The organism is Acinetobacter puyangensis (assembly GCF_900096995.1).
GTDB classification, from domain to species: domain Bacteria; phylum Pseudomonadota; class Gammaproteobacteria; order Pseudomonadales; family Moraxellaceae; genus Acinetobacter; species Acinetobacter puyangensis.
The window spans coordinates 1-19,016 of the sequence record NZ_OANT01000012.1 but is presented as its reverse complement, the minus strand read 5'-3'; the positions used below and the strand labels follow the sequence as shown (position 1 = coordinate 19,016).

Below are 19,016 nucleotides of genomic sequence, written 5' to 3'. Positions count from 1 at the left end.
GGCTTTAGTCGCAATTTTGTACAAAACAGTGCTTTTAAGCCATCTATTTTGTCTAAAATAATATCAGCATATGACGACTGTATTTTTAAAATTTTAACTTAAGTTAATGAATAATAATTAAATATTATTTGCAATAAAAAATTTGGTTACAACTGATAATTCGACAGACTACAATGTGCTGTGCGATATTTGGCACATCTTCTTTTTAGGGATAATAATTTATGGTATCGATTTTGTTTATTGGACTTGTTGTTACCATTCTCTTGACTCCGGGGCCAACCAATACATTATTGGCATCTTCGGGGATTCAAATTGGTGTCAAACGTTCATTAAAACTTATCCCAGCCGAAGTGCTAGGTTACCTTATTGCAATTACCACATGGGGATACTTGATTGAGTTAATCTCACATAGCTTGCCTTGGTTACCTTCTGTTTTAAAATTAATCAGTGCTGGCTATATTATTTTTCTTGCCATTAAACTCTGGAAAAAATCTCTGGAGCAGGGCAATCTGGATCAACCTACCATTACACCTAAAGCATTATTCTGTGCGACTTTGCTGAATCCAAAAGGATTGTTATTTGCATCTGCTATTTTTCCACCAGAGACATGGAATGCAATGCAACAATATTTGATGCACATGGGGACATTTTTAGCGTTAATTATTCCAATTGCTTTTTTATGGATTGCATTTGGTGCAGCACTCATTTCTAATCAGGTGAAATGGTTGAATCAGGCAAATCTACAACGTACAGCGTCGATTATTCTGGTTACTTTCTCTCTGCCTTTAAGCTATTCAGCTATTACATCCTTTTAATTTTTGATCCATTTATCCCTGCAATAGGGATAAAATCTTGGCATGCCCTGATTTGACTCATTTCCATTGCTTAAATTGTTGATTCAGGGCGCTAAAGGTTTTCTAATTGGCTAAAGGCGTGTAAAATAACCGCTCTAATTTTTATACACCTGACTGATATTTTCTTTTATATCAATCTCGCGGTGACATGCTCCTTGGTGTGGGGCATCACTCCTTAAGGATTACATTATGCCAATTATCACTTTGCCAAATGGCGATCAAAAACAATTCGACCATCCTGTATCGGTAATGGAGGTTGCACAAAGCATTGGACCGGGACTTGCCAAAAATACGGTGGCAGGACGAGTCAACAACAAACTTGTTGATGCCAGTGACTTGATTACCGATGATGCAACCCTACAAATTATCACTCCCAAGGATGAAGATGGTTTAGAAATTATTCGCCATTCCTGCGCACATCTGGTTGGACATGCTGTTAAGCAGTTGTTCCCTGAAGCAAAAATGGTCATTGGTCCGGTGATTGAAGAAGGGTTTTATTACGATATTTTTACGCCAAAACCTTTTACTTTAGAAGATATGGATGCGATCGAACAGCGTATGAAACAGCTGATCGATCAGGATTATGATGTCATTAAAAAAATGACACCGCGCGATGAAGTGATTAAAACCTTTACCGAACGTGGTGAAATTTATAAATTGCGTCTGATTGATGATATGCCTGACGAACAGCAAATGGGCTTATATTATCATCAGGAATATGTTGACATGTGTCGTGGTCCGCATGTTCCCAATACAAAATTCTTAAAATCATTTAAGCTGACTAAAATTTCCGGTGCCTACTGGCGTGGTGATGCCAAGAATGAGCAGTTACAACGGATTTATGGTACAGCTTGGGCGGATAAAAAACAGCTTGCTGCCTATGTGAAACGGATTGAAGAAGCAGAAAAACGTGATCACCGTAAAATAGGTAAAGCCTTAGATCTATTCCATATGCAGGAAGAAGCACCGGGTATGGTATTCTGGCATGCCAATGGCTGGACCATTTATCAAGTGCTTGAGCAGTACATGCGTAAAGTACAGCAAGATAATGGTTATGAAGAAGTGCGTACACCACAGATTGTTGATTTTACCTTGTGGGAAAAGTCTGGACATGCAGCAAACTACGCCGAGAATATGTTTACCACGCATTCCGAAAACCGCAACTATGCGGTAAAACCAATGAATTGTCCTTGTCACGTACAAATTTTTAATCAGGGTTTAAAATCCTATCGTGACTTGCCAATTCGTCTGGCTGAGTTTGGTTCCTGTCACCGTAATGAGCCATCAGGTTCCTTGCACGGGATTATGCGGGTACGTGGTTTTACTCAAGATGATGCGCATATCTTCTGTACCAAAGAGCAAATCGGACAGGAAGTTGCCGACTTTATTAAATTGACGCTGGATGTTTATAAAGATTTTGGCTTTGAAGATGTTCAGATGAAATTGTCTACCCGTCCGGAAAAACGTGTGGGTGATGATTTACTTTGGGATATGGCAGAAAAATCTCTGGCAGATGCACTTGATGCAGCGGGTCTGGAATGGGAGTTGCAACCGGGCGAAGGTGCTTTCTATGGTCCAAAAATCGAGTTCTCTTTAAAAGATTGCTTGGGTCGCGTCTGGCAATGCGGTACAATTCAGTGTGACTTTAATTTGCCTGCACGATTAGACGCTTCATTTGTGACAGAAGACAATGATCGTGACCAGCCCGTAATGCTGCATCGTGCAATTCTTGGTAGTTTTGAACGATTTATTGGTATACTTATTGAACATTATGCTGGTTTTATGCCACCATGGTTAACCCCTGTACAAGCATGTGTGATGAACATTACCGATGCACAAAGTGCTGCATGTGGGCAAGTTGTGACAAAACTCAAGGAAAATGGCCTGCGTGCGATTTCAGACTTGAGAAATGAAAAAATCGGCTTTAAGATTCGTGAACGTACATTAGAGCGTATTCCCTATCTACTGGTATTGGGCGATCGGGAAGTCGAAGAAGGTACAGTCAATGTTCGTACCCGTACAGGAAAAAATTTAGGTACTATGTCAATTGATGCTTTCATTGACCTAGTGAAATCTGCCGTCGCCGAACGTGGCCGGTATATAGTGGAGTAATAGCGATTAAACAGCCTGACCGTAACCAACAACAAGGTGCAAAAAGTAACCGTCCTGCCATCAATGACGAAATTCGAGCAAAAGAAGTTCGTCTTGTTGCCGCAGATGGTGAGCAACGAGGAATTGTTTCTTTAACTGAAGCATTAAAAGCTGCCGAAGATGCTGATCTTGATCTTGTTGAAATTGTGGCAAATGCTGAGCCACCTGTCTGTAAGATTATGGATTATAACAAGCACTTGTTTGATCTAAAACAAAAGCAGAAAGATGCCAAGAAAAAGCAGCATCAGGTGCAAGTGAAAGAGATTAAATTGCGTCCAGCAACAGATGTTGGTGATTACCAAGTGAAATTGCGTGCAATTTTAAAATTCCTTGAAGAAGGGAACAAAGTTAAAATTACTTTACGTTTCCGTGGTCGTGAAATGGCGCATCAGGATTTGGGTTTGGTGCAATTACAAAAAGTTGAGGTAGATGTTGCCGAATTTGGTGTAATTGAACAACAACCTAAAATGGAAGGTCGTCAAATGGGTATGTTGATTGGTCCGAAGAAAAGAAAATAATTCTTTGGATTAAGTAAAAGTAACGCTGTCTTTGGGCAGCGTTTTTTATGGAAAATTGATTGTTCGGGGTAGGATATGCATTAACGATTCTACTTATAAAATAGGGGAGATGGTCTGCATGCGTCCTGATTTGAATTTATTGTATGCGCTTGATGCTTTGCTCGAAGAAGGAAGTGTGGTGGGTGCCGCGCATCGGATGAATTTAAGTCCTTCCGCCATGAGTCGTATTTTGGCACGTATTCGTCAAACCACTAAAGATCCCATTCTGGTTCCTTCTGGTCGAGCAATGGTTGCAACGCCACGTGCTCTGGAGATTCATGCACAATTAAAGCAAGTCTTACATAGTTCCACTGATTTACTGTCTCCTGCTGTAGATGTGGATTTGAAACAACTCAGTATTCATTTTAAAATCAGGGCAAATGATGCTTTCACCAGCATGTATGCAGCACCTTTATTAAATTTGCTTGCTCAAGAAATGCCTCAGGCAAGCCTATGTTTTACACCCGAAGAAGATGATCTTGATGATGAAGCATTACGTAGCGGCCGTATTGATCTATTGATTAGTGCTTCAAGAATATTGGGACATGAAATGCGGGTACAAGCTTTATTTCAAACCAGGATGGTAGGGCTGGTATGTGCACAACATCCTATTTTGTCTGAAGAAATTACGCCACAAGCTTTAACTGAATGGGGCCATATCAATGTTTCAAGACGTGGTAAACTGCATGGCCCGGTAGATGAAGCATTAAAAAAATGGGCTTTAAATCGACAAATCAAGGCAGTATTTCCTACATTTAGTTCGGCACTGTTCACTTTACAACAATCTAATTTTATTTTAATTCTACCCAAAGAGATGGCAGATATTGCATTACAGATGGGAATGAATTTACAGTCTTTTCAATTACCATTTTCACTCAGTCCGATTTTAATGACGCAGTCATGGCATCCACGCCATCAAAATCATGTAGCACATTAATTATTAAGATGTAAAATTCGGGAATTAACAGAATTCCATGATATATCTCTATCTATTTAAGTGTATTTTTCCTGTATTGATGTTTGCACTGCACTATAGCCATGCAAAATAGTCACTTCTACGTGTTAAATATTTCCTTATACTTCTTCTAGTGATCACCAATTGATTGACGTTTCAATAGCTAAAGAGCGTGTAAGTGGTATGTATATATGGCTGGTTTTTCCATGATCAGTCTATATTCATGACCAATATTTCTATTTGACCCTTAGTGGAGAGAATTAATGGCTATTGATACAAATTTATTTAAAATTCATGATGTCAGTCGTTTTCCTTTATGCGTGTTCAGGGCGGATCAGGCCCAGTCGGGTTATGCCACGCAATGGGAACGAGAAATGGTACAGCTGTTACACAATGCACAACTGTTTACGATTGTTTATATCGAATTTAGTCAGAATGAAACGCATGAAGATCGTAAGCAGCGTGGTCTATGGCTTAAGCATCATAAAAATGACATGAATCAATATTGTAAGGCTTTGATTAGCGTGGAGCCTGATCAGGAAAAACGTATCCTGATTGAGCAACAGGCAGAAATTGCAGTTAAAGCATTTGGAACACCACATTATGCAGTAGGAAGTTTGGCCGAGGCGGAAAATTTGACACAACAGCTGACTTTGGAATGAGATTTCTCTTTATGTGTTGATTTCATCAATATTAATTATGGTGTAAGTGATCGAGCCAAATTTCTGTATAGATGACATATAATCTCTTTTATATAATCCATAGCAAAACAGCCAAGTATAAACTTAGCTGTTTTGCGCGTATCGATTGATATATCTTGTTAGGAAACGACTTTTGCTATTTTTTCCGCTTTATTCTCAATGACCTTTTGGCCAATTGGAATTTGGCGAGGCAATTTTTCCTCTGGAATGATCCGCTGTAAATCAATCATCAACAAACCATTTTGATAATCGGCGTGCTGTACTTCGATATGCTCATCCAGACGCAATGACAATTTAAATGCACGATGCGCAATACCTTTATGTAAATACTCTGCGGTTTCATCTTTATTTTCTTCAGGTTTACCTAAAATAGACAGCACCTGATTTTCCAGATTGATTGCCAGCTCTTCTTGTTTAAAGCCCGCGGTTGCGACAATAATACGGTAATCATTGTCACCATGTTTTTCAATATTATAGGGTGGGTAGTTTGGCGTATCGGCTTGCATGGCATAATCAAATAAATCGTTTAATCGATCAAAACCAATACTACGACGGAATAATGGACTTAAACTTATGCTACTCATTGATATAACCTCCTGATGTGTTCAGCAAAGTTTTATAAATAAGACTGTTACTGTTATGCCTAGTGCATCAACAGCAGTTGTCAGTCATATCACCACGTGAATACTGACAATAGATATATAAGTTCGGCCTAAAATTTTTCAAGTGAATATTTACCCAGAAAAAGATTAATTATTGTTCGTAGAATATGTTCTCTGCTTTTAATTAAAAAACATCCTATTGCAGATTACGCTGCTGTCTAAATTGGAAATTATGAATATTTGATTAAGTTATTATTTGTTTGCGGATAAAGGGTAAACAGACAAAATGTAGTGGCTGGATTGTCGAATAATATCTCGAATGGTCATGCTGAGTAAAATGATGTTCATATTCACATGAAATTGAGGGTTAACAGATTGATCACTTAAAATATAAGCAAGTTGCATGATGGGGTCAAGGCCGGAAGGTAGTGTTTTTCTCTGTAATGATAGTGACAGATAGTGCTGATAAGTCTGTTGTTTTAATTGAAAATTTTCAATGCTAAACACACCATATTTTTGCGCTATGCATTGTATAAATTGTAGGTGGAGGTGTTCAATATTGTGTCCATTTTCCTTGCTCAATGCAGTAATAAGACAAAAACAAAAATAATCCAGTTCTTCTGGGGGATTCAGTTTTAAACCAACACCTTCTAACTGCATTCTGGCTAATAAACTGATTTGCTTGAATATGTTCTCAAATTTTTTTGTCATTTCCAGAAGACCTGATCTATTCTATTTTAAATTTTACAGTATTACAAAACCTTAGTATTGCATAACAATACATTTTTAACAATTAAAACAGTATTGCAATATCTGATTGTGTCGATTTTTTATACCATCAGGACATGAATATAGGTCCTGCAGTACGCTATTTGAGAAAGAAAAAAGGTTGGACGCAGCAGCAACTAGCTGACTACTCAAACACGTCAAAAAGTAATATTTCCAATCTTGAAAATGGTAATCAAGGGTACAGTCCTGCAATACTTGAATATCTGGCACGTGCATTTCATTGTTCAGTGGCTCAACTATTTTTACTGGCTGAATATCTGGATGAAGAAGGGAGAATTACTAGGGACTGGCAGCACATGCCAATAGATACTTTATTTATGCAATTACCGAAAGATGTACAGGATAATTTACGTCACTTGATGCAAATCTTGCTTAAACCTGAACAATGATACATTTCTAGTTTGGTCAGAATTATTTTTTGGGGAATAGTTATTTTTCACCATTAATCATTATATGATATTTTTAATGCCATTTTAATGTGTACAACATAATGATTGATCTCTACTATTGGGGAACACCCAACGGACACAAAATCTCGATTGCCTTGGAAGAAATGCAACTGGATTACCAAATTTTTCCTATCAATATTTTAAAAAATGATCAGTTTCAACCTGAATTTTTAAAGATTTCTCCAAATAATAAAATTCCAGCCATTGTTGATCACGATACTTTTGATGGTCAGCCGATTGCAATATTTGAATCGGGTGCGATTTTGCAATATTTAGGACGTAAAACAGGATTGTTCTATCCAAGTGAAGAGCGTCAGCGTATTGAAGTTGAACAATGGTTAATGTGGCAAATGGGCGGCTTTGGTCCCATGTTGGGACAGAATCATCATTTTTCCCAGTTTGCGCCTGAACGATTGGAGTATCCGACTAGGCGCTATCAGGATGAAACCAAACGTTTATATGGTGTTTTGAACCATCGACTACAAGATCGCAATTTTGTTGCAGGTGAGTATTCCATTGCTGATATGGCAATTTTTCCTTGGATGTTAAGCTATGCATGGCAAGCGATAGACTTAAATGATTACCCAAATGCCAAATTATATTTTGAGCGAATGCAGCAGCGTGAAGCTGTTAAAAAGGCCTTGGCGATTCAGGTTTAAAAGCCTATATTGCTTAATCACAAAATAAAGTAAAATTTAAGGATAACAGAATTTTAAAAGTTGACTCTATGTAATTTATTGTTAAAATAAATGAGAATCCTTATATTTTATATTATGGTTAATTTATGGTTTTGCGTAAAAAAATACTGTTCACTATGTTGGTATCTGCAACTACGATGTTGAGTTCCCGATCATATGCAGATGAAATACAAGCAACAACAGAAAAAAAAGAAAGCAAGGAAAGCAACGGAGCAGTTGTATTGCCTACAATTATAATTGAAGCCATGGATGATGGTGATCCAATCAAAACTTATGTGGATTATAAACAGGCTAATGTCACTCGAAATGGGTTGGATAAAAAAGATATTCCACAAACTATAGATACTATAGATGTTGCAAAATATAAAATGTATGGTGCCAATGATCTAAGTGTTATGTTGCAAGGTACACCAGGAGTATCCACCAGTTATGATGCAGAAGGAGATGGTATTAGTATCCGGGGATTTAATGCAGATGCTGGCGATATTTATCGGGATGGTATTCGTGATAGTGGTAAAATTCGCCGTAGTACGGCCAATGTCGAACGTATTGAGATTTTAAAAGGACCAGCATCAGTGTTGTATGGGCGTAATGCTGGTGGTGGTGTGATTAATATGGTGAGTAAAGTTGCTAATTTTAACTCCAGAAGTTCGATTGGCACATATATAGGTTCTTATGATAATTATGGCGCTACGTTAGATATAAATCAGCTTTTGAATGATAATGTAGCTGTTCGCCTAACAGGTGAATATAACGATGCAGATAGTTTTAGACAAGGTATTGGTCAGGATCAAACCATGTTATCGCCTAGTATTGCTTTTCGTAATGATGATGAAACCTTGTTGTGGACAACACAATATACCTATGATTCATTAGATCGAGTGACTGATCGGGGACCATATTTTTATAATTTACCTGACGATGTTCCGACTGATCTAGGCTATGCACAAGCTGGTGATTATACTAAAGATGAGTTGCAACTGATTCGGAGTGACTTGAAATATCAATTCCTACCTAACTGGAACTTTCACTGGGCTTTGAATTACCGTCAGGCTGATCAGGATTATAATAATTTTTTTGGTGGTTCTTATTGTGAAACTGATAGTAGTAAACGAAATTGTAAGGCAGGTTATGTGCTGCAAAACTATAAATGGCAAGAAGCTTCTAACGAAACATTTACCAATACATTTGATGTTTCAGGGCAATTTGATACTGGTGTAATTGGTCATCAACTACTTATTGGCGTAGATGTTAACCATGAAATTCGTGATATTAAATTTGGTAGTTTCTCCGATACCAGTACTTCAGGGCCAAAAGGCTATGTCAATCCTTATGATTATTCGGATCGATTCATTGTTGGTTCGCGGATAGATACGGTTACCTCCCATAACTATCATGAAGGGGATGGCCTTGGTTTTTTTGTACAAGATTTATTGACATTAATACCGCAAGTTAAACTCATGTTGGGATTACGTTATGATACTTATGATTTTAAGTCCACAAATAAATTAACACAGTTTCAACTCAAAAGTAGTGACGAAAGCCTCAGTCCAAATGTAGGTATTGTTTGGCAACCAACAGAAGATCATAGTTTATACGCATCATATAATAAAAGTTTTGCACCTTATGGTGGTCGTGGTTATATGCAGGTGGTTTCGTCAGAAAGTACCGAACCGGAATATAATCAGCAGTATGAAATCGGTATAAAAAGTGATTGGTTTAATCAGCGACTAAGTACGCAATTTGCTTTATATCAGATTGAAAAAAATAATATTCGTTATCAACCAGACTCTACCAATCTGCCAGATGAATGGGCGATTGCAGGTGAGCATGAATCCAAAGGTGTCGAATTCAGTTTCATTGGTCAACTTCTGGATAATGTATTTATTCGGGGAGGCTATGGTTATACTGATGCCAAAGTAACCAAAGATGTTGAAACACCTGGGAATATAGGCAATCGTTTAGGACTAAACTCTAAAAATACCGGTAATCTGTTTATAAGATATTTACCAGCAGAGAATATTTATGGTGAGGCTGGCGTTACGTATGTTGGCTCTTTCTACAACAATGTACGCAATGAGCGTAAAGTCGATGGTTTTAGTCGTATTGATGCAGCCATTGGCTATAAAAATGATCAATGGGGAGCGACATTGGCTATTAATAATATAACTGATGAAAAATATTGGCGTTTTGCTTCCATGCCGGGTGCATCACGTAACTATCTCTTTCGGGTAAATTACTTTTTCTAAGTAATATGTGGATCTGTAAATCATTGTGTGTACTTGTTTTAAACAATGAAAGGTGATTGTTAGTGCAATCATCTAAGTTAATAATAAAGCATAGTTTTGCACTCAAGGATTAAAATTTTGTATTGATTATATTCGATTTTAATAATATCTCATTAGTTGGAGATGTTTTATATCTTTTACAAACTCTTTAAATGTTGTAATGGTTTCATGAGGTTATATCTAAGGTAAATGGATTCGGTTATACCTTTGCAAGATATGACTCGGATTATAATTAACGACATCGGTATATAAATTTAGTGAATTACACGATTCTATTTTGCAATTTCTAACGAAATATACTCTACCGTTAAAATATTAAATTATGGATATAATGTGTATTATTTATTGACAATATGTAAATAAATATTAAAATAAATGATAATCTTTATATTTTATATTATGGTTAACTAATGGTTTTGCGTAAAAAGTTACTTTTCTCAATGTTAGCGAGTGCGATGTTGAGTGCCCAGTCATATGCTGAAGAAGCACAAACAGCAGTAGAAGGGGAACATGTGAACAGGGCAGTTGTATTGCCAGCAATCGTAATTGAAGCCATGGATGACGGTGATCCGATCAAGACCTATGTCGACTATAAACAAGCAAATGTCACCCGAAATGGATTGGATAAAAAAGATATTCCTCAAACCATTGATACCATTGATGTATCTAAATATAAAATGTATGGTGCCAATGATTTAAGTATTATGTTGCAAGGTACACCTGGTGTAACAACGGCGTACGATATGCGTGGTGATGGTATTACTCTTCGAGGGTTTAGTGCAGATAATGGCGATATTTATCGTAATGGTGTACGTGAAAGTGGACAGTACCGACGTAGCACAGCCAATGTTGAACGCATCGAAATCTTAAAAGGGCCAGCATCAGTTCTATATGGACGAAGTCAGGGTGGTGGTGTAATCAATTTGGTTACAAAAACTGCCAATTTTGACTCTCGGAGTAATATTGGTGCGTATGTCGGTTCTTATGATAATGTGGGAGCGACGATTGATTTAAATAAAGTTGTTACAGATAATTGGGCTGTACGTTTGGTTGGCGAAAAATTTGATAGCAATAGTTTTCGTTCAGGAATAGGTACACAGCAAGATTCAATTTCACCAAGTGTAACTTATCGTAGTGATGATGAGACTTTAACGTGGACGGCTGAAGCAACTTACGACAAAATGGATCGTGTTCCAGATCGAGGGCCAAATTATTCTGTGTTATTGCAGACAGGTTATCCTGTTAATATTAAACAAGGGTATGCTCAGGAAGGTGATATTGTTACCGATGAAACTAAGTCAGCACGTATAGATCTTCGATATGATTTTTTACCAGATTGGACGTTTCATTGGGGTTTGAGTCATAGAAATTCTTTCCAAAACTTTGATCATTTCTATTTGGGTTCTTATTGTTCTGCAAGTAGTGCTGCGTGTGCTGGTCATATTGGGCAGATTTCTCAAGTTTATTATTGGCAAGAAACAGAAACATCAACATTGACAAATACATGGGATATTACCGGTGAGTTTAATACTGGCGCGATTAAGCATAATGTTATGATCGGAACAGATTGGATTAAGGAAGAACGTAATCCGAAACTTGCGAATCAATATATAGGAAGTGATGGTACTACACTCACATCAATCTATGGTTGGTATGATCCAGCAACTGGTAAACTCAGTAATACTCGTAATGGGGCTGCTTTATCTACTCGTAGTTATAGTGAAATTGAAGCAACCTCTTTAGGTGTCTTTATTCAGGATTTAATTAGCATTACTCCTGAATTTAAACTTATGTTGGGTGGTCGGTACGATACTTATGATATGAGTTCTCATCAGACCCGAAATAACAATCGGGATGTTGATGTACGGGGTTCATATGATGGAGAATCATTTAGTCCGAACGCAGGTATTGTTTGGCAGCCTGTAGAAAGTCAGTCACTCTATGCGTCTTATAGTAAAAGTTTTTCTCCATACGGAGGTCGAGGCTGGATTAGTGTAATTGATGAGACCGCCGAGGATTTAAAACCTGAAAATAACACTCAATATGAGATCGGTATAAAAAGTGATTGGTTTAACAATCGTTTAAATACACAGTTATCAGCATATCAAATCAAAAAAGATAATATGCGTGGTCGTGCTATTGAAGATGATAATAACTCACCAATTATCAATATTGGTGAAAGAGAATCAAAGGGTTTTGAATTTAGCTTTATTGGTAAGATACTGGATAATGTATTTATTCGTGGTGGCTATGGTTATACAGATACAGAAATCACAAAAAATATTCGTACACCAGCCAATGAAGGAAATCGATTCTCAAATTCTTCAAAAAACACTGGTAACTTATTTATCCGCTACTTACCAACCGACCGAATCTATGGCGAGATCGGTGCAACTTATGTCGGTTCTTTCTATACCTCAGATGCTAATACCACCAAGATAGATGGCTGGACACGTTTAGATGCTGCACTTGGTTATAAAGATGAAACTTGGGGCGCAACTTTTGCAGTGAATAATTTAACTGATAAAGAATACTGGCGTACATCATCAATGCCTGGGACACCACGTAATTATTTATTCCGGGTAAATTACTTTTTCTAAGCATTGCAAAAAGGCCTTGTGGTAAGTGTGATAAGGTCTTTTCATTTGTATAAGTTTTCTATAGAATATCGCATCCCTTACCTGCAAGTCGTGTTGCAATGGTGCAAACGTGCTGAACAGGTGCATAAAGAGGTTGTTATGGCAGTTAAATTAAAAACTCGCCGTGGTGCAGCTAAACGCTTTAAAGCGACTGCAAACGGTTTTAAACGTAAGCAAGCATTCAAACGCCACATTTTGACCAAAAAATCTGCGAAACGTATCCGTCAATTGCGCGGCTGTGTAATGGTTCACGTAAGTGATGTTGCTTCAGTTCGTCGTATGTGCCCATACATCTAAGGAGATTTTAAATGGCTCGTGTAAAACGTGGTGTAGTGGCTCATCGTCGTCACAAAAAAATTCTTGCTCGCGCAAAAGGTTATTATGGTGCTCGTTCACGTGTTTATCGTGTAGCGTTCCAGGCAGTAATCAAAGCTGGTCAATATGCTTACCGTGACCGTCGTCAGAAAAAACGTCAATTCCGCGCATTGTGGATTGCACGTATTAATGCTGGTGCACGTCAAAACGGTTTGTCTTATAGCCGTATGATTGATGGCCTGAAAAAAGCACAAGTGATTATTGACCGTCGTGTATTGGCTGATATCGCTTATCATGATGCGGTTGCATTTGCTGCTTTGGCTGAAAAAGCGAAATCTGCATTGGCTGCCTAAGTCATCAGGATATTAAAAAAACGCACTGAATTAAGTGCGTTTTTTTATTGCGATGACTGATTTAAATGAATTTTAACTATTATCTAAGTCAACTAATAATTTAGCAGGATAAACCTTATCCCATGTGGTTTTAAATTTTTTATGAACCTGACCAATATCAAAAGTGCTGGTTCTAGCAACTTTTTGTGCATGTGCAATATCATCTGCACGCATATAGGCGATCAGGTAATGTTCATTTTCAAGTTCAACATGAAACTATGATTCAATAAAAACATTTTCTGCTTTTAATGTGTCTATTGCTTCGGCTTTGCGCGTTTCCAGTTCATTTCGCCATGCGTCCAAATGTGGTAATGAATGCGTTTTTAGCCTTATTAATACCGCACCAATGTCCATAATATTTACTCAAAAGTGTTATATCGATATGATCGACGAAGATCAGATGATCATTTCATTTTTAAAAAATCCGCTTGTCATTCTGACGTTGAGGTAATTGATCGATACTGTGTTTCAGTTTTGTCGCAATTTCCATATAACTTTCATAGGCTGTATCTTGTGCGGCAACACTCGGCTTACCTTTGTCTGCATTTTCCCGAATGGAGGCATTGAGTGGTAAACGACCAAGCAAAGGAATATGATAGGCTTGCGCCAGTTTATCACCACCACCCACACCAAAAATCTGCTCTTCAAATCCGCAGTTCGAACAGATATGCGTCGACATGTTTTCTACCACGCCTAATATTTTAATATTCACCTTATTAAATAGCTCAATGCCTTTTTGTGCATCCAGCAAGGCAACATTTTGTGGGGTGGTGACAATCACTGCACCAGATACAGGAATGCGTTGCGCCAGTGTAAGCTGAATATCCCCTGTACCGGGCGGCATATCAATGAGTAACACATCAAGGGTTGGCCAGAGTGTCTGGTTAAACAGTTGCATTAACGCCCCGGTTGCTTTGGGGCCGCGCCATGCGACAGGTGTTCGACCATTTCCAGTCAAATGGCCTATGGATAAGACTGGCATACCATAAGCTTCGAGTGGGACAAACTGTTCGTTTTCAATTAACGGACTTTGTCCTTCATTGCCGAGCATGGTCGGAATGCTAGGGCCATAAATATCGGCATCAAGTACACCCACTTTTAACCCTAATTTTTGTAATGCCAATGCTAAATTGACAGTGGTGGTGGACTTACCGACACCGCCTTTACCAGAGGCAACCACAATCACATGCTGGATATGTGGATGCGGTTTAAGTTGTGCCTGCGTTGGTGCAGCTTTTTGAATTGGCGCTTCACTTTGTTGTGGCTGATAATTCGCTTGCGCTTGTGCCAAATGCGCCTGACTTGCAGATGCATCAACCACAGATGGAACAGGGCTTTTACTGGCTTCTTTCTTTTTTTGTATGACATGCAGATTTAGTGTATGGACGCCTGCCTGTGCAAGTTGAGCACTTAAATCATCATGAATTTTTTGTAAATGATCAACTTCATCTTCATAAACAAAGATGCTGAGTTGTAAGGTGTTTTGTTCAACATTCAGTTGGGTAATACGTTCTTGTAGTGTGGTATGGGTATTTGGAAAGGTAAATTGTTCCAGACAAGCCTGTATTTTGGTTTCATCAATCTCTTGATCAGGGCTAAATTTTGCTTTTAACGCAGAAAACCAAGACATCTTAAACTCCAAGCAAATTTTACATTATCATGATCAAGATAGTTTACCTGTAATATAGGATAAGGTTAAGTACAATTAAAAAAGCCGATTTAAATTTATAATGAAATTTAAATCGGCCTAAGTTTAAATATCGATATTCGATGGTTTAACTTTTAAATTTATTTTTTAATTCATCAAATTTTTCAGTGGCTTGTGTTTTTAAGTCACCAAATTTTTCAGTGGCTTGTGCTTTGAGATCCTCAAATTTATGGGTTGCTTCTTCTTTAAGTTCAGCAGCCTTTTGTTTGGCCTCTTCCAGTTTTTGGTTGGCTTCGGTTTTTAGATGCTCAAACTGATCTTTGGCTTTTGCTTTGCTATCATCAAGTTTGGCTTTCGCTTCGTCAACTTTTGCTTCTACTGCTGCTTTATCTTCAGCATGATGCTCCGCTGCATCTTTTTTGAGATCATCTAACTTTTTTTCACCTTCAAGTTTGGCTTCTTTGGCCGAATGCTTTAAATCATCTACAGTTTTTTCGGCTTGCAATTGTGCTTCTTTGGCTTTGTGTTTGATGTCATCACCAAGTTCACCAGCTTTTGCTTTAAGGTCATCTATTTTATTTTCAGTTGTCATCGGTTTTACCTCATTTTATCGTATCAAGACTGTGGATCATCTACTTTATGCTATGATACACATTAAGTTTATAACTATTTCTTATTTATACATCATTTCATTCAGATAAGCTGGTTTTGCAGCAATTTGATACAAAGTGAATACAGAATCAATCAGGTCGATTATGTATATGGTGCTTGCTTTGCATTCACTATGCTGTGAAATAAAATTTAAATCTTGTTATAAAAGATTTCAGCGAATCCATTATGCAACTGATGGCCAAGTCATGTAAAATCAAGGCCGTCAAATTTTTTAGTGAATGAGCGTTATGTCTGCACGTAAAATCCTGGTCACCAATGCTTTACCCTATGCCAATGGTCCTATTCATATGGGACATTTGCTTGGTTATATCCAGGCAGATATTTGGGTTCGGGCAATGCGTGCGATGGGACATGATGTAATTTACGTCTGTGCAGATGATGCGCATGGTACAGCGATCATGTTGCGTGCCGAAGCCAATGGCATTACAGCAGAACAGCAAATTGCCAATGTACAAAAAGAGCATGAACGTGATTTTGCCGGATTTGGTATTAGTTTTGATCATTATGATTCAACCCATAGCGAAACCAACAAATTGCGTTCCGAAGATATTTATATCAAGAACCGTGATGTCGGTAATATTGCTGTGCGTCCTGTGACACAGTTGTTCGATCCGGAAAAACAGATGTTTTTATCAGATCGTTTTATTAAAGGTACTTGCCCAAAATGTGATGCAGAAGATCAGTATGGTGATTCCTGTGAAGTTTGTGGAACCACGTATAATGCGACAGAACTTAAAAATCCACGTTCAACTTTAAGTGGCGCTACACCAATTGAAAAATCATCTGATCATTATTTCTTTAAATTGCCTAATTTTTCGCAGTATCTGCAACAATGGACACGAGATTCCGGTCGATTGCCGGTATCGATTGCCAATAAACTAGATGAATGGTTTGAAGCAGGATTAACCGATTGGGATATTTCTCGTGATGCGCCGTATTTTGGCTTTGAAATTCCAGATGCGCCGAATAAATATTTCTATGTCTGGGTAGATGCGCCAATTGGTTATATGTCTAGTTTTGAAAACTATATTAAGGCTCAACGTCCAGAATTAAGTTTTGATGAGTACTGGAATAAACACAGTAAACATGAGGTTTATCATTTTATTGGTAAAGATATCGTTTATTTCCATGCTTTATTCTGGCCAGCCATGTTGGATGGTGCTGGTTACCGCACCCCAACTGGTTTATTCGTCAATGGCTTTCTGACAGTCAACGGTCAGAAAATGTCAAAATCTCGTGGTACGTTTATCAAGGCAGAAACGTATCTTGAGCATTTAAATCCTGAGTATTTACGCTATTACTTTGCCTCTAAACTATCCGATAAAGTGGAGGACTCGGATTTAAATCTGGATGACTTTATCCAGAAAGTAAATTCTGATCTGGTGGGCAAAGTGGTGAATATTGCCAGTCGTTGTGCCAAATTTATTAATAAGGATTTTAATAATACTTTATCGGGAAATTGTGCAGAACCTGAATTGGTACAAAGCTTTATTGATGCAAGAGTTTCAATCAGTAAAGCCTATGAAGATCGCGAATTTAGTGCCGCAATCCGTGAAATCATGGCTTTGGCAGATCGTGCCAACCAGTATATTGATGAGAAAAAGCCGTGGGCATTGGCGAAAGTTGCTGGCAATGAGCAACAAGTTCATGACGTTTGTTCGGTTGGTATTAATTTGTTCCGTCAACTGGCGGTGTATTTGTCGCCAGTAATACCAAAATTGGCCAATGAAGTTCAGACTTTCCTGAAACTGGAACAGTTCGATTTTGCCTCTGCTCAAACCATTTTAGTTAATCATCAGATTGCACAATTCCAGCCATTAATGCAACGTGTTGACAAAAAAGCGGTCGATGCCATGGTGGATGCATCCAAAGATTCCTTGGCAGTAGAAGCACCGAAGGTTGAAAAGAAAAAGGCCAAAGCGGTTGAACAAAAGGTCGACTTAAAAGTAGGCGAGGCTGACACGATTGCGATTGATGATTTTGTGAAAATTGATTTGCGTGTGGCACAAGTATTACAGGCTGAAATTGTTGAAGGTTCAGATAAGTTATTACAACTGACTTTGGATGTCGGTGAAACCGAATCTCGCAATGTATTTAGTGGTGTTCGCAGCCAGTATGCACCAGAAGATTTGATGGGTAAATTGGTGGTGATGGTGGCCAACCTTGCCCCTCGCAAAATGCGTTTTGGGATTTCCAATGGCATGGTGTTATGTGCGGGGAATGATCAGGGCTTATATATTATCTCCCCTGAAAGTGGTGCCAAACCAGGTGATAAAGTGTCTTAAGCCTTAGAAATAAAATGTATAGCTGAAAGGAAGCTGGACAATGCGTTTAACTTCCTACAGCTTTAGATATTATTTTGTTGAGAGAATTAATTTAAGTCCTAGTATCCCTAAAATTCCACCTGCTAGGCGATCAAAGACTTTTTTACTGCGTAAATAAACTTGTCGTGGTTTTTGTGAAGATAAAATTACTGAAACAAAGGCGTACCAGCCCGCATCAATCATAAAACAGAGCGCTGGAATAGCAATATAGTAATAATCAGGAATATTTTTGGGTAAGAGTGCGGTAAAAATACCTGCCATCACAATCGCTGTTTTTGGATTACTCATTTGCGTTAACAATCCTGAGCGGTAAGTGGTCCAATAATGCGTCTGTACAGTATGTGTTTGCTCAACACTTAAGGGTGATTTTGCATGTTTTAAAATTTTATATGCAAGCCAAAGTAAGTATAAACCCCCCATAAATTTAAGCAGCATATAAGCAGATGGCACAGCCAATAAAAATGCCTGTAAACCCAATACCGCCAATAATCCTAAGATTGCAGCACCTGTACCAGTGCCTAATGCTGTCACCAGACCATGTTTCCGGGATTTCGCAATTGAATTTTGGGCGACACAAATAAAACTTGGACCGGGACTCATGGCACCAAGCATTAAAGCCATTGCGATTGACATGAGTGGAAATAAAAAATCCATGAAAACCTGATAGAAAAAATGAAAGTAAAAGTTTAACAGTTTTAGTAAAAATTTTCTTAAGACAAATCCATGTGCTTTATGGTGCAAATGGCGGTGCTTTTAATCGCATCAGAAAAATAATTTTTTAAAATTGTATAAAAACTAGGAATAAAAGGTAGGAAATTCGGAATAAAACGACATATTTGCCGAGAAATTGAACGGTTGATAGTGGAATTTGAAAAAAAGTAAAGAATGGGGTTGCGTTGGTATGTGAATGCTGTAGAATGCACATCCATCGGCGGTGATGCAGATTAAAACTTGTTGAAAAACAGGGTGTTAGTTGGGACTT

At 38.0% G+C, this 19,016-nt stretch carries 17 protein-coding genes and 1 pseudogene; 12 read left to right on the top strand and 6 right to left on the bottom strand.

Annotation, left to right across the window (positions count from 1 at the left end):
• Window positions 1–221 precede the first annotated feature (221 nt).
• The 5 genes from CRO21_RS15355 to CRO21_RS15335 all read left to right on the top strand — a co-directional run bounded on the left by CRO21_RS15355 (window position 222) and on the right by CRO21_RS15335 (window position 5,179).
• Entirely contained in the window at window positions 222–815 is a 594-nt protein-coding gene (locus CRO21_RS15355) for a LysE family translocator (protein WP_097080192.1), read from the top strand.
• Window positions 816–1,043: 228 nt separating this feature from the next.
• Window positions 1,044–2,966, top strand: coding sequence for a threonine--tRNA ligase (thrS, locus tag CRO21_RS15350; RefSeq protein WP_097080191.1), 1,923 nt, complete (start codon window positions 1,044–1,046; stop codon window positions 2,964–2,966).
• 5 nt (window positions 2,967–2,971) lie between these two features.
• On the top strand, window positions 2,972–3,523 hold the full coding sequence (infC, locus tag CRO21_RS15345) for a translation initiation factor IF-3 (protein WP_097080190.1): 552 nt from the start codon (window positions 2,972–2,974) through the stop codon (window positions 3,521–3,523).
• Between the two features lie 118 nt (window positions 3,524–3,641).
• A complete protein-coding gene (locus CRO21_RS15340) occupies window positions 3,642–4,499 on the top strand; it encodes a LysR substrate-binding domain-containing protein (RefSeq protein WP_097080189.1) in 858 nt (285 codons plus the stop codon).
• Window positions 4,500–4,780: 281 nt separating this feature from the next.
• Window positions 4,781–5,179 carry a hypothetical protein gene (locus tag CRO21_RS15335; protein ID WP_097080188.1) on the top strand — a complete coding sequence of 133 codons (399 nt, stop codon included), beginning with the start codon at window positions 4,781–4,783 and terminating at the stop codon, window positions 5,177–5,179.
• A 158-nt stretch (window positions 5,180–5,337) separates the two neighbouring features.
• On the opposite strand, the gene CRO21_RS15330 is transcribed toward CRO21_RS15335, so the two are convergent.
• Entirely contained in the window at window positions 5,338–5,802 is a 465-nt protein-coding gene (locus tag CRO21_RS15330) for an Hsp20 family protein (RefSeq protein ID WP_097080187.1), read from the bottom strand.
• Between the two features lie 270 nt (window positions 5,803–6,072).
• A complete protein-coding gene (locus CRO21_RS15325) occupies window positions 6,073–6,531 on the bottom strand; it encodes a hypothetical protein (RefSeq protein ID WP_141398139.1) in 459 nt (152 codons plus the stop codon).
• A 134-nt stretch (window positions 6,532–6,665) separates the two neighbouring features.
• Here CRO21_RS15325 and CRO21_RS15320 point away from each other — a divergent pair, with 134 nt between their 5' ends.
• From CRO21_RS15320 to rplT, 6 genes are all read left to right on the top strand, one after another.
• Window positions 6,666–6,998, top strand: a complete 333-nt coding sequence (locus tag CRO21_RS15320; RefSeq protein WP_097080185.1) for a helix-turn-helix domain-containing protein — start codon at window positions 6,666–6,668, stop codon at window positions 6,996–6,998.
• 101 nt (window positions 6,999–7,099) lie between these two features.
• A complete protein-coding gene (locus tag CRO21_RS15315) occupies window positions 7,100–7,717 on the top strand; it encodes a glutathione S-transferase N-terminal domain-containing protein (RefSeq protein ID WP_097080184.1) in 618 nt (205 codons plus the stop codon).
• A 176-nt stretch (window positions 7,718–7,893) separates the two neighbouring features.
• The gene (locus CRO21_RS15310) at window positions 7,894–10,005 is read left to right on the top strand and encodes a TonB-dependent receptor (protein ID WP_378235033.1); all 2,112 of its coding nucleotides are present in this window, start codon (window positions 7,894–7,896) and stop codon (window positions 10,003–10,005) included.
• Between the two features lie 479 nt (window positions 10,006–10,484).
• Window positions 10,485–12,644 (top strand): TonB-dependent receptor, encoded by a 2,160-nt coding sequence (locus tag CRO21_RS15305; RefSeq protein ID WP_097080183.1) that lies wholly within the window; start codon window positions 10,485–10,487, stop codon window positions 12,642–12,644.
• Window positions 12,645–12,782: 138 nt separating this feature from the next.
• Entirely contained in the window at window positions 12,783–12,980 is a 198-nt protein-coding gene (gene rpmI, locus CRO21_RS15300; RefSeq protein WP_087621934.1) for a 50S ribosomal protein L35, read from the top strand.
• Between the two features lie 11 nt (window positions 12,981–12,991).
• Window positions 12,992–13,351 (top strand): 50S ribosomal protein L20, encoded by a 360-nt coding sequence (gene rplT / locus CRO21_RS15295; RefSeq protein WP_087621870.1) that lies wholly within the window; start codon window positions 12,992–12,994, stop codon window positions 13,349–13,351.
• 72 nt (window positions 13,352–13,423) lie between these two features.
• On the opposite strand, the pseudogene CRO21_RS15290 reads toward rplT, so the two are convergent.
• From CRO21_RS15290 to CRO21_RS15280, 3 genes and pseudogenes are all read right to left on the bottom strand, one after another.
• Window positions 13,424–13,744, bottom strand: a pseudogene (locus CRO21_RS15290) (DUF6176 family protein).
• A gap of 61 nt (window positions 13,745–13,805) precedes the next feature.
• Window positions 13,806–15,020: an Mrp/NBP35 family ATP-binding protein gene (locus CRO21_RS15285; protein WP_097080182.1), complete on the bottom strand. Its 1,215-nt coding sequence runs from the start codon at window positions 15,018–15,020 to the stop codon at window positions 13,806–13,808.
• Window positions 15,021–15,165: 145 nt separating this feature from the next.
• Window positions 15,166–15,630 carry a hypothetical protein gene (locus CRO21_RS15280; protein WP_097080181.1) on the bottom strand — a complete coding sequence of 155 codons (465 nt, stop codon included), beginning with the start codon at window positions 15,628–15,630 and terminating at the stop codon, window positions 15,166–15,168.
• 307 nt (window positions 15,631–15,937) lie between these two features.
• Here CRO21_RS15280 and metG point away from each other — a divergent pair, with 307 nt between their 5' ends.
• On the top strand, window positions 15,938–17,995 hold the full coding sequence (gene metG / locus CRO21_RS15275) for a methionine--tRNA ligase (protein WP_097080180.1): 2,058 nt from the start codon (window positions 15,938–15,940) through the stop codon (window positions 17,993–17,995).
• A 69-nt stretch (window positions 17,996–18,064) separates the two neighbouring features.
• Here metG and CRO21_RS15270 read toward each other — a convergent pair whose 3' ends face one another.
• Window positions 18,065–18,688, bottom strand: a complete 624-nt coding sequence (locus CRO21_RS15270) for a LysE family translocator (RefSeq protein ID WP_097080179.1) — start codon at window positions 18,686–18,688, stop codon at window positions 18,065–18,067.
• Window positions 18,689–19,016 lie beyond the last annotated feature (328 nt).

Excerpts from the sequence above, each read along its gene's own strand:
- CRO21_RS15355 (WP_097080192.1), top strand. The coding sequence starts at position 222 with ATGGTATCGATTTTGTTTATTGGACTTGTTGTTACCATTCTCTTGACT.
- thrS (WP_097080191.1), top strand. The coding sequence starts at position 1,044 with ATGCCAATTATCACTTTGCCAAATGGCGATCAAAAACAATTCGACCAT.
- CRO21_RS15325 (WP_141398139.1), bottom strand. The coding sequence starts at position 6,531 with ATGACAAAAAAATTTGAGAACATATTCAAGCAAATCAGTTTATTAGCC.
- CRO21_RS15330 (WP_097080187.1), bottom strand. The coding sequence starts at position 5,802 with ATGAGTAGCATAAGTTTAAGTCCATTATTCCGTCGTAGTATTGGTTTT.
- CRO21_RS15280 (WP_097080181.1), bottom strand. The coding sequence starts at position 15,630 with ATGACAACTGAAAATAAAATAGATGACCTTAAAGCAAAAGCTGGTGAA.
- CRO21_RS15320 (WP_097080185.1), top strand. The coding sequence starts at position 6,666 with ATGAATATAGGTCCTGCAGTACGCTATTTGAGAAAGAAAAAAGGTTGG.
- metG (WP_097080180.1), top strand. The coding sequence starts at position 15,938 with ATGTCTGCACGTAAAATCCTGGTCACCAATGCTTTACCCTATGCCAAT.
- CRO21_RS15340 (WP_097080189.1), top strand. The coding sequence starts at position 3,642 with ATGCGTCCTGATTTGAATTTATTGTATGCGCTTGATGCTTTGCTCGAA.
- CRO21_RS15310 (WP_378235033.1), top strand. The coding sequence starts at position 7,894 with ATGTTGAGTTCCCGATCATATGCAGATGAAATACAAGCAACAACAGAA.
- rpmI (WP_087621934.1), top strand. The coding sequence starts at position 12,783 with ATGGCAGTTAAATTAAAAACTCGCCGTGGTGCAGCTAAACGCTTTAAA.
- CRO21_RS15305 (WP_097080183.1), top strand. The coding sequence starts at position 10,485 with ATGTTAGCGAGTGCGATGTTGAGTGCCCAGTCATATGCTGAAGAAGCA.
- CRO21_RS15270 (WP_097080179.1), bottom strand. The coding sequence starts at position 18,688 with ATGGATTTTTTATTTCCACTCATGTCAATCGCAATGGCTTTAATGCTT.
- CRO21_RS15335 (WP_097080188.1), top strand. The coding sequence starts at position 4,781 with ATGGCTATTGATACAAATTTATTTAAAATTCATGATGTCAGTCGTTTT.
- rplT (WP_087621870.1), top strand. The coding sequence starts at position 12,992 with ATGGCTCGTGTAAAACGTGGTGTAGTGGCTCATCGTCGTCACAAAAAA.
- CRO21_RS15285 (WP_097080182.1), bottom strand. The coding sequence starts at position 15,020 with ATGTCTTGGTTTTCTGCGTTAAAAGCAAAATTTAGCCCTGATCAAGAG.
- CRO21_RS15315 (WP_097080184.1), top strand. The coding sequence starts at position 7,100 with ATGATTGATCTCTACTATTGGGGAACACCCAACGGACACAAAATCTCG.